The sequence below is a fragment of the Providencia sp. M-27 genome (assembly GCF_011077905.1).
Classification (GTDB): domain Bacteria; phylum Pseudomonadota; class Gammaproteobacteria; order Enterobacterales; family Enterobacteriaceae; genus Providencia; species Providencia huaxiensis.
Window position 1 is genome coordinate 1 of sequence record NZ_JAALBT010000031.1, and the last position, 10,821, is coordinate 10,821.

General features: G+C 36.8%; 12 protein-coding genes. 9 read left to right on the plus strand and 3 right to left on the minus strand.

Going from position 1 to position 10,821, the window contains the following annotated elements; all coding sequences use genetic code 11:
* Positions 1 to 421: 421 nt before the first annotated feature.
* The 7 genes from G6Q48_RS21160 to G6Q48_RS21190 all read left to right on the plus strand — a co-directional run bounded on the left by G6Q48_RS21160 (position 422) and on the right by G6Q48_RS21190 (position 6,334).
* Complete coding sequence (locus G6Q48_RS21160; protein ID WP_150385216.1) at positions 422 to 1,378, plus strand: replication initiation protein; 957 nt, start codon at positions 422 to 424, stop codon at positions 1,376 to 1,378.
* A gap of 7 nt (positions 1,379 to 1,385) precedes the next feature.
* The gene (locus tag G6Q48_RS21165; protein WP_150385217.1) at positions 1,386 to 1,811 is read left to right on the plus strand and encodes a helix-turn-helix domain-containing protein; all 426 of its coding nucleotides are present in this window, start codon (positions 1,386 to 1,388) and stop codon (positions 1,809 to 1,811) included.
* 432 nt (positions 1,812 to 2,243) lie between these two features.
* Complete coding sequence (locus tag G6Q48_RS23225; RefSeq protein WP_166268314.1) at positions 2,244 to 2,342, plus strand: ESPR-type extended signal peptide-containing protein; 99 nt, start codon at positions 2,244 to 2,246, stop codon at positions 2,340 to 2,342.
* A 196-nt stretch (positions 2,343 to 2,538) separates the two neighbouring features.
* The gene (locus G6Q48_RS21175; RefSeq protein WP_166268316.1) at positions 2,539 to 3,030 is read left to right on the plus strand and encodes a hypothetical protein; all 492 of its coding nucleotides are present in this window, start codon (positions 2,539 to 2,541) and stop codon (positions 3,028 to 3,030) included.
* Entirely contained in the window at positions 3,017 to 5,239 is a 2,223-nt protein-coding gene (locus G6Q48_RS21180; RefSeq protein WP_166268318.1) for an autotransporter family protein, read from the plus strand. Before G6Q48_RS21175 ends, G6Q48_RS21180 begins: the two co-directional genes overlap by 14 nt.
* 60 nt (positions 5,240 to 5,299) lie before the next feature.
* Positions 5,300 to 5,833 (plus strand): OmpA family protein, encoded by a 534-nt coding sequence (locus G6Q48_RS21185; protein ID WP_166268320.1) that lies wholly within the window; start codon positions 5,300 to 5,302, stop codon positions 5,831 to 5,833.
* Between the two features lie 150 nt (positions 5,834 to 5,983).
* Positions 5,984 to 6,334 carry a hypothetical protein gene (locus tag G6Q48_RS21190; protein WP_150385210.1) on the plus strand — a complete coding sequence of 117 codons (351 nt, stop codon included), beginning with the start codon at positions 5,984 to 5,986 and terminating at the stop codon, positions 6,332 to 6,334.
* Positions 6,335 to 6,623: 289 nt separating this feature from the next.
* Here the strand turns inward: G6Q48_RS21190 and G6Q48_RS21195 are convergent, their stop codons facing one another.
* Positions 6,624 to 7,262 carry a hypothetical protein gene (locus tag G6Q48_RS21195; RefSeq protein WP_150385211.1) on the minus strand — a complete coding sequence of 213 codons (639 nt, stop codon included), beginning with the start codon at positions 7,260 to 7,262 and terminating at the stop codon, positions 6,624 to 6,626.
* A gap of 493 nt (positions 7,263 to 7,755) precedes the next feature.
* Between G6Q48_RS21195 and G6Q48_RS21200 the strand changes: the two genes are divergently transcribed.
* Positions 7,756 to 7,998, plus strand: coding sequence for a helix-turn-helix domain-containing protein (locus tag G6Q48_RS21200; protein ID WP_150385212.1), 243 nt, complete (start codon positions 7,756 to 7,758; stop codon positions 7,996 to 7,998).
* A gap of 232 nt (positions 7,999 to 8,230) precedes the next feature.
* Here G6Q48_RS21200 and G6Q48_RS21205 read toward each other — a convergent pair whose 3' ends face one another.
* Both G6Q48_RS21205 and G6Q48_RS21210 read right to left on the minus strand, forming a co-directional pair.
* Entirely contained in the window at positions 8,231 to 8,815 is a 585-nt protein-coding gene (locus tag G6Q48_RS21205) for a tRNA modification GTPase (protein ID WP_150385213.1), read from the minus strand.
* A 12-nt stretch (positions 8,816 to 8,827) separates the two neighbouring features.
* The gene (locus G6Q48_RS21210) at positions 8,828 to 9,937 is read right to left on the minus strand and encodes a MobA/MobL family protein (RefSeq protein WP_150385214.1); all 1,110 of its coding nucleotides are present in this window, start codon (positions 9,935 to 9,937) and stop codon (positions 8,828 to 8,830) included.
* A gap of 162 nt (positions 9,938 to 10,099) precedes the next feature.
* Here G6Q48_RS21210 and G6Q48_RS21215 point away from each other — a divergent pair, with 162 nt between their 5' ends.
* Complete coding sequence (locus G6Q48_RS21215; RefSeq protein WP_150385215.1) at positions 10,100 to 10,555, plus strand: conjugal transfer protein TraD; 456 nt, start codon at positions 10,100 to 10,102, stop codon at positions 10,553 to 10,555.
* The last annotated feature ends 266 nt before the right edge of the window (positions 10,556 to 10,821 follow it).

Sequence of the window (10,821 nt, forward strand, 5' to 3'; positions counted from 1 at the left end):
GCGGCGCAGTGGCTGGATGGTCGTAGACAAAAGAAATGTTCAACGAGTTGCCCGAGCAAAGCGAGGGAGCTACTGAGGTGTTTTAGGTTTGTCTTGAAAAGGAGCAAACGTTGTTTGCGACATCTTTTTAACTACGGCAAATCGACGGCAGTTTTCTGATTTATCCACAGGGCTGGGATTTATTCTTTTTTATCTTTTATTCTTTCTTTATTCTAGTGTTTTTATTTTATTGATTTTAAACACAAAAAAAACAGAAAGGTACAGTAAAAATCGGAATTGGTACAGTAAAAATCGGATAAGCTGCGCCAAAGGTACAGTAAAAATCGAATAACCCACAGAAAAACCGAAAAGGTACAGTTGAAAAAAATCACAAAACCTTTATTGTAAGTACAGCGATTTATACCCCTTCACCGAGGTTGCTATGTCTGAATTAGTTGTTTTCAAAGCAAATGAATTAGCAGTGAGCCGTTACGACCTTACTGAGCATGAAACCAAATTGATTTTGTGTGGTGTGGCGTTACTCAATCCAACAATTGATGATCCTAATGAAGATCAACGAACGGTTGCATTTACTTATCAGCAATATGCACAAATGATGGGTTTATCAAATGATAATGCTTATCAGAGATTAAAAAACATAACTCGAGAATTGATGACTCGCACCATTGAAATAATCTATCCAACAGGACCTATATCTGAGCGAATATTTCAGTGGGTAAATTACGCGGAGTTTAATAGGGATAAGCAAGCGGTAAAACTTAGATTTAGTAAGGAAATAGTGCCATATTTATTTCAATTGAAAAGATTTATTAAATATAACCTAGAGCACGTAAAAGCCTTTGAAAACAAGTATTCCATGCGCGTCTATGAATGGTTATTAAAGGAATTAACTCAACGTAAAACCAATAAAGCTAACATTGAAATAAGCCTTAAAGAATTCAAGTTTATGTTGATGCTAGAAAAAAATTATCCTGAATTTAAAAAATTCAATCATTGGGTTTTAAAACCAATCTCAAAAGATTTAAATACCTACAGCAACATGAAGCTGACTATTGAAAAACGCGGTCGTCCTGCTGACACACTGATCTTTCAAGTTGAACTGGATAAACAAATTGACCTTGTAACTGAACTAGCAAAAGATCCAGCATCAAAAAAAGAAGATAAGACAATCCGTTTAACGCCTGATAATCGTCTTCATGAGGGGCTAAAAACAACATTGCATGATGCTTTAACTGCAAAAATTCAACTGACTAGTTTTGAAGCAAAATTCCTGAGCGATATGCAAAGCAAGTACGATCTTAACGGCTCATTTACATGGCTGACTCAAAAACAACGAACTACGCTAGAGAAAATTCTGGCGAAATACGGGCGGATATGAGGTATCTATGGCACTGGTATCAGTTACAGAGGCAGCCAGACTAACTGGAAAAAACAGAGCAACAATACATCGCTATATTAAGCAAGGAAAACTGTCGCAAATTTCTGATGCAACAAATACAAAAAAAGTAGATACATCAGAGCTTATTCGTGTATTTGGTTCACTAAATGCGACACATGCAACACTGTCGCAAAGCGATGCAATGCAGCACGATGCAACACCTAAAACAGATCAATCCGTTGCACTGTTACAACAAAAAATTGCACTTTTAGAACAACTGCTTGAAAGCAAAAATAACGAATTACAACGTCAGGACGAGCATATAGACAGCCTGAAACAAGCAATGCTATTAATCGAATCCAAGTTACCAGCAACACCCGACCCCGTTGCACCTGCACCAACCAAAAAACCGTGGCAATTCTGGAAAAAATAGCCGGTTGGTGTCATTTTTATCGCGAAACCGAAACCACCATTTTGATAACAAATGAGTAACACAAAAATGGGGCTTTTTACGGGTGGAAGATAGGGGGTTTTGAGCGATTGAAGGCATTTTTTGATTGAGTGCCTAGGCGGGCATGCGCTTAAGCACCTTTATGTTAAATATGGCATTTTTGTTTTAAAAAGACTTTTTTCTTGGCATCCTCTGCCTTTAGGGCGGAGCGGGGGTAAATTTGCAAAAATAACGTAAACGTCGCATCGTTATTACGATTATAATCGTATTATTCAAGATTAGTTCTATCATGAAGGGGGGTGTATACTTCATGATTTCCTAGGTTCATGTAACCTTCTGTAGTATTAGCGACGCTAAGGCAGGCGGTTTAGCGTTGAATTCAAATTTTGGCGTCATTTATACATGGAAATAAAAATGAATAATGTCTATAAGTTAATTTGGTCAGTATCACAAAATGCATGGATTGTTTGTTCAGAGTTAGGTAGAAAAAAAAAAATCGGCATGTCGTGCTAGCATTTTAATTGCTTCGTTAGTATTTCTACTCTCTCCTGTTACATACGGTTCAACATGTGGAACATCAACTGTACCCGATAATGGATTTGCTTGTTCGACTATATCTGCTGCAAATACTCCGAGTGGTGATTATGGTTTACTTGGCAAAAAGAGCATCTATTACACTTCAACTGCAGAGGGATATGGCAAGAATTTTGTGCTTGAAAATCAAAATATAAATATTACAAATTTAAAGTATGAATCTGCTGGATTACTGCTTGGAACAATAGGTTATGACTCAGGTTCAGTTCGTTATAGTACCTTGACTGGCAATAATCTATCTGTAGTTGCTGATGGCTCAAATGCAGGCACATCTTCTATTGCAGGGTTATCAGCAGGATTTGGTGGTAGCGTTTATTTTAATAATGTTGATTTGACTTTTTTGAATGCAAATAATGGCGACATTAATGGTTTGATGGCTGGCCAAGCCTACAATGACAGCGGTAGCCTTTCATCTAATAATAGAACTAACTATATTGAAGTAAATAACGATTATACGTTTAAGGCAATAAAAACTAGCTCTACCAATACAAACCCTGTAACAGGTATTAGTGCTATTCAGAACAATGATGGTACAGGCTCGTCAAAAACAGGCGTAGGTCCAACAGCTCATGTCGTTATTAAAGGTGACTATAGTGCTGATAGGTAATGGTGTATATGTTTCAGGTAAGGACACTGAATCTAGGGCTATGCCAACAGTAGAGTTATTGGGTAATACATCTATTACGCTTCATGGCGGCGGGAACGCGTTACACATTGGAAAGAAAAACAGATCTTTTGGTAATTTTTATATTATTAGAGATGGCTGGGGAGCTGGACAAATTGTATTCGGTGAAAATTCCAATGTAAACATTGATCAGTCTGACGCAAAAGGTGAAGCGATTATCTTAGCTTTTGGTGGATCTAAATTAGAAGCAAGTAAAACAAAAGAATTTAAAGTACGTTCTCAAGATTCAGCTATACGTGTAGGAACTGATTTTTTAACACAATCAGTTCAAGATTCTACTACAGAAATTTCTGCAAATATTAATAATGCTGATTTCGCTTTATCAAATGACACTTTAGGGGCATCGTTGCTAGCGATTGATAATAATCAAGCAGATGTGAAGTTTAATTTTACAGGAGATAAAACTCAGTTAATTGCATCTAAGCAAGGTGCATTACTACAAGTTGGCAATTCATCAAATATAGATATGGGTGTAAGCGAAGGTAAAATCCAAGGCCTTACAGAAATGGGGACTAATTCTTCAATTGACTTAAAATTGAATAATAGTGCTTTATGGCAGCTTGCTAAAAAAGGCACAGAAACTCAGTCTACCTTTACTACCTTAGAATTGAATGATTCAACTCTAAATGGTTTTGATGTTGATTCGGCTAATTGGGGGGTATCTGATTTCATTCTAAAAGGTCAAACGATTACTTCAAATAATGGCGTGATTAACTTAGATAATGGTAAAGTTGGCGACAAATTAAAAATTGACGGTAATTATGTTGCGAGTGGAAATGCTACAGTAAAAATGAACACTCTTTGGAATGCTCCGGGTGATGTACAAGGTACTAATTCAGTATCTGATGTATTGAAAATTACAGGTACTGCAACAGGTATGACAACAGTTGTTCCTGTCAGTGCAAATGGTACGCTTAATTTAATCGATGGTAATATTCAACAAATTCAAATTGTTATTAACACAACACCAGTAATTTATGTAGAAAAAGCTGGTAACCAATCATTCCAAGGTAATGCAAGAACGACTGGTATTTCTCAAGTACAGCTTGCTATGAGAAATAACCAAGATACAAATGCTGATGAGTATTATTGGACCGCAAAAGCCAAAGATAAGGATGTAGATATTTATAACCCTGAAACTTCGGGCTATGTACAAATGCCTGTTGCTAACATGGAGTTAGGTTACACAACTTTAGCAACATTACATGAGCGTCGTGGTGAAAATCAAACACTTGCTTGGGATGAATGCGGTACATGTGTAAACGATAATAATGGTCAAAGCTGGGGACGTATTGTTGGTAGCCATTTAGATTTAGAAGGCAAAAACCGCTTTAATATGAGCGGTGAACAATACCTTGTGCAAATTGGTCATGACTTTATTATTCATGAAAATATTGAAAAACAATCACGTAATCATACCGGGGCTTATATCTCGTATGGTCGTAGCGATATAGATTTTGAAGATCGTTATAGAGCAATTAATGGTCAAATTGTTTCAAACAAAAAAACAGGTAATGGTAAAACTGATGCTTTCAGCCTAGGTTTATACAACACGTATTATGACAAAAATGGTTCATATTTAGACTTAATAGGGCAAGTTTCTCACTTACGTAATACATATGAAACTGCTGGTCTAAATGATGTCAAACAAAATGGTATTGGTGCAGCATTTTCAGCTGAAATTGGTCGCCCATATGCATTAACTAAACATATTGATAGTGAAGCCGGCTGGTTAATCGAACCACAAGCACAATTAACTTATCAATATTTAGGTTTAGACTCTTTCAAAGATGATATCCGTAATATTGATCAAAATGATCAACATGGTTTACGTGGTCGTTTAGGTGTTCGTGTTGCACATAATAGTGAAGCAAAAAGTTTAAGAACAAATACTGTTTATTTCACAGCAAATGTATTGCATGACTTTTTAGATCAAAAAGATATTAACATTGGACCAGATAGCATTAGAGAAAATTACAACAATACTTGGGGATCTGTAGGTATTGGTATTCAAAAACCAGTAAGTCAACATAGCTACTTATACGCTGATGTTCGTTATGAACACTCATTCACGTCAGACAAACGTGAGTCTTACAAAGGTACAGTTGGTCTTAAATTTACTTGGAAATAATAAATCATCTAAATATATGTCAATTTGGATTTAGGCCAATATATATTTATAGGACATAAAATGAAAAAAAATTATTTAATTGTATCTATTGCATCACTATTTTTAACAGCTTGTGCAGGTAATTCTACTCATCGCTGGTGCCCTCCGACAAAAGTTACTGAGCAAGAATTGTCAGCACCTGTGGTATATGAAGAAATAGCGATTGAGTTGTCTGCAGATACATTATTTAAATTTAATAAATCAAGTATTAATGACTTATTACCTAACGGTAAGAAAGAATTAGATAATGTAGTTACACAATTAATGAGTAGCCATATAAATGTTAAGCAAATTGATATTACGGGTCATACAGATCGTTTAGGCTCTGAACAATACAATTACAAATTGGGTATGCAGAGAGCTGAAACAATACGTAACTATCTAAAAAATAATGGAATTAATAATAATATAAATATCTCTAGTCAAGGTAACTCTCAACCAGTAACCACATCTTGTAATGATGTAAATAGTAAAGCAATGCTTATAGCATGCTTACAACCTGATCGTCGAGTAACTTTAAATATTATTGGTGTAAAAGACATACAAATTAAGTAAGTGCATATATATAAGGGGGCCTACACTGCTCCCTATTTTTTTATAATGGGTGAAAAGGTTCTTTAATATAGCAGCTCCCCCTAAAATAGGTCAAATACTCAATGGATTGAGCTGATTTTTAGGTTTAGGATAGCTACTTCGGATTAATCTATGCTGTCAAAAAGTATGTACCCAATGGAGGATATTGCAGTTATAGCTGTCAGGAAATATAAATTGATTAAATATGTAATTAATTTTATACTAATACATCGAGTTTTTATTTGGGTAGGAGCTATGGTGAATATTGATATTGATTCATTTGCCTTATATATCGGAATCAAACCTGGGTATTTGGCTAGATTATACTATCACTCGGAGGGTTTAGGCGGATTGAAACTTCCAAAAAGAAATTTCCAAGGAAAAATAAAAATGAGTGAAGCAATATCATTTAAAAAAGAGTTAGATAATAAATGCATTAGCCATTTATTATCTAACTCTTTTTTAAATGATAATGAAAAATAATTAATCGAATCAGGCTTAGCCCACTCTAATAAAATGAAAGCGGGTATATTAAAAAAATAAAATGTACTAAAACACAGAATTCTAGCTCTTCCTCCATAATCACGCTATAACATAAAATTACAATGCCTCCATTATAAGAGCGGAAACCTAGAGTTCTCTAGGTTTCTGAGCATTGGAAAAACTCCCTGTTTGATTAAAAACGCTGGGTTTAGCTAAAAATTAAGTAGTAACAAAGGTCAAATAATAATACATATAGTTAATATACGCCATACAGAAATAGATATTAATACTAAACTTTAAAATTCTTAAAACTTTCTTTAAAAATAAAATATGCAGACACTGCAATAAAAGATATTATCAATGATAATAATATAATTATTGTTGGTTTATATTGCTTATTTACCTTTTCGGTAACCATTACCAAATTTTCATTTTTTGACAATCCACTTCTCGTCATCAATATTATACGTGAATATAAATCAGAGTTTATTGTTAAATTATTAAAGTCATTAAAAAAAAGTTGATTGTATCTTTTGTAATCATCAACTATCCAATTAGATACATCCTGAGATATATTTATTATTCTATTTTTGAATAAATAGCTATCTCGAATATCACCATTCCATAAAAAATTAATAATTTTTTCTTTTTGATCCACGTTAATATTTAACTCTGAAATATCATTGTCAATCTCTGAAAAAATTAATCGTTTTTTACATTGAAAATCATTATCGCAGCTAATAATCAACCCTGGAGACTCTTTATTGATAGATAAAGAGTAAGTTATGTTAACTTTATCACCCATAACCCATACAAATAAAGATGATAATAATCCAATGATAGTCATTGTTATAATGATATATGCTATTTTTTGTTTTAATATTAAAACCACCTCCCAAATATCTATTTCATCATGATGATTGCTCATACAATCACCTCAAACACAAGAAAATACCCACTAATAAAAATAGATAATAAAATAATTAATATAAAAAACTTAGCAGCAACTGTATACTTCATATATTTTACCATATTTTAAAAATTTTCTAACACTAAACATGCTAATATCCTCATATAAAGGCTCTCCTGAATGTTTTTGCTATAAACCCTAACAAATAATTAGAAATCAGATAAATCCTAAAATGGAATATTTAATGCAATTTTTATATAATTCATCTTTTTATGGAAGAAAAATTCGCCTTAGAATCAAACACTAAAATCACTATTATCACTGCTCATAAATTTATTTTCCTTGGCATGAACCACATGAATTTGTCATATTTACATCATTATTATGGTTAATTAAGTATCTATAATTACTATTAATTTATAACTACCGATATAGGCAGGTATTATGTACATCCTAGTATAATATATTTTCACCAAATAGAATACAGTACCCAATAAAAAGAAGGTCACACATGTGCGATATAAATAAAAAATTAGGCTCATTTCTAAAGAATGAAAGAATTTCAAATTCATTATCAGGAGCAGAATTAGCTAAAAAATTAAATATTAGCCAACAACAAATATCTAGATACGAAAATGGTAAGAATAATATTTCTGTGAAATTTTTAATAACCTACTGTAATGCACTACATATATCACCCCAAAAACTAATGGCACATATTTTTTTAACGGATGAAACAAAAAAATACCTATAATCATATTAGTTTAATACTATCTACACAACCAAAATTTAAATCATAGATGACTAAAAACACACCCAATAACAGAAAGCACTAAAAATTCCTATACATAATCATATATTTATATGTTAAAAAAACACTCAATATTAGATATTTTAGTATTCCCCCTACATCTACCATGATGATTAGTCAGAAAATTTACACTATGCAGCGCTATACAGAAAAACATGCGCCTTACATATTATTTTTATTTTTTGATAATCAGATACGTGTCTTTTTTATCGCCGTATGACTGACTGGTATCCACTTTCACACAAGGTTTCCCATCACACATGGAGATATCAGCCAGCGGGGCTTTTTTCTGCCAGCTCGCTTCCATACGCTGCATCTCCGCAATCCGGTCATAACCGCTGTCGATAAAATAAAACATCCCCCAGAGACAGCTCCCCATGACAGCAACCATTGTCAGAACAATATAAATCGCGGATTTCCACGTATAGCGGGACATCTCACGCCGCATTGCACTCACGGACTCATTAGCCGCTGTAACCACCTGATTCAGCGCATTGATGGCGGGTTTCTGCTGCGCCAATCCCGTTTGTTTGAGTTCTTTTTCAACCTGAGTTAAGGCAGCATTCACCGATTGCCTGATCGTGTCGGTCATCTTACCCGAGGCACTGTCCAATTCATGGATCACCTGTGCCAATTGTGCTGTTTGGCGGCTTAATTTGGCGGATTCTGCCTGAAATTCATCAATCAACGCAGCAACGCGTTTCTCTTGTGCTTGCTGATGACCAATCAGCGCGGCAATTTTTTTAATCTCATCGTTCATATCTAATCCTGTCTATCGAGAAAATGACCAGCCTTTATCCGGCTTTTGTCGTTTCTGCTCGGCGAATCGCTGCCGTTCTTTTTCCTGCTGGCGTTGCTTCTCAGCCAGTCGCTCACGCTCCTGCTGCCTGACCAGTTCCTGATGAATATTCTGAAACTCTGCCATAGAGTCATTAATCAAGGATTGAAGGTCAATCTCTTCTTGTATCTCACTCAAGGCATCATTGACCAATGGTGTTAGTTTTTCAGGCTCTTTTTCAAAATCAAACGTTCTGCCTTGAGCCTCATTTTGCATCACATCCCGTTTAGGTGTTTCAGTGCCGCTATCCCGCTCCGCAAGGGCTTCCCGTAATGACGTTGTCACATCAATCACGCTGTCACGTTCATCACGGCAGTGCTGAGCTTGCCGTTCCGCCTCTCTGCGCTCCATCACTGCGTGTAACTGCTCAGGTTCAAACTGCCTGACCTGTCCAGCGCCAAAATGCCGTTCCGGCTCACGCTCGAGTCCCTGTGCTTTCAGGGGGCGAGCATCCACACGATCAGGATACTGATAACGTTCAAGAGTGTCATTTTGTAATGTTGCCCAGCGTTCCCGCTGCGCGATAAGGTATTCCTTGCGTTCTGTCGGCGTTTCGCCGAACCGTACCTTTTTCGCGCCGCCGCGCTCAGGCTCTTTACTGTTCGCCCGTTTAAAATACTGCTGCGGGTCACGCTCGATACCGTCATTAAGCCGTTCAGAAAACATAATATGCGCATGCGGTTGTTCACCGCCTTCAATCGCCGCTCTGGGGTTATGAATGGCAAATTGATAGGCGTGCCGGTCGCCAATTTCCTGTTGAACAAAATCACGAACAAGCTCAAGGCGTTGTGCGGGTGTCAATTCACGTGGCAGGGCAATTTCAATTTCTCGGTAGGTACAGCCGTTGGCACGTTCAAACGTGTCAGCGGCTTTCCAAAACTCGGACGGTTTATGCGCTGCCCATGCGGGCATATTGCCCGATGCCTTGTACTCAAGGTCGTTGTTTTTTTCACGGGCATATTTTCCCTCACGCGCAATATAATCGGCATGGGAAGCGGCTTTGCCTTTCCCGCCGGTTTTAACGCTGAGATGATAAGATGCCATGCTGTTTTCGCCCGCTGCAAGCGCGCACCGTTTCTGAACGAAGTGAAGAAACGTCTAAGTGCGCCCTATCAAAAAAGGTGATAGGGATTGTAGTGGAATTTGACCGTAGTTGCCAATCATGAGCATAATTATTTCATTCTAAAAACAGCATGAGTGGTAAAGATGAAAAACGAAAAACAGGCTAAATGGGTGGCAGACAGAGTGCAAACTATCCGTGGTTTAAAATCACCGAATGAGGCACAACGCTTATTGGTGATTTTGCACGATAAAGCGGATAAAACCGCCCAAGAAATCAAAACGCTCTCATTGTTAATTCAGGCGGAACGAGCAGCAGAAAAAGCCCAGGAAGCCCGCACAAAGGTGATGAATCTTATTCAAGCAGAGAAGCGGGCAGAAGCCAAAGCTGCCCGTAAAGCGCGTGACCATGCCCTTTATCAATCAGCGGGGTTACTTATCATGGCAGGGTTAGTGGACAGTCAAACGGGTAAACCGGTAGATGACCCCGCAAAACTACTGGGGGCATTAGCCAGCTTGCATGAATTATCCCGTGACAATCCCAAATGGGAAGAATGGAAATTGAAGGGGCAGGTATTACTCAATCAGAAAAAGGAAGATTAGAACTGGGTGTTAATACCCTCTAAAACGCCACAGGAAGTCCATGACGAGGTTTTATTGGCTCCATAGTGGAATTTATCACCCAATACTAAAAACGTGACACAGAAGCTCAGACAGCTCCATCCTGATTGAACTGTGAGCGAAGCGAACCCAATGACACGGGAAAAACAGCGGCGCAGTGGCTGGATGGTCGTAGACAAAAGAAATGTTCAACGAGTTGCCCGAGCAAAGCGAGGGAGCTACTGAGGTGTTTTAGGTTTGTCTTGAAA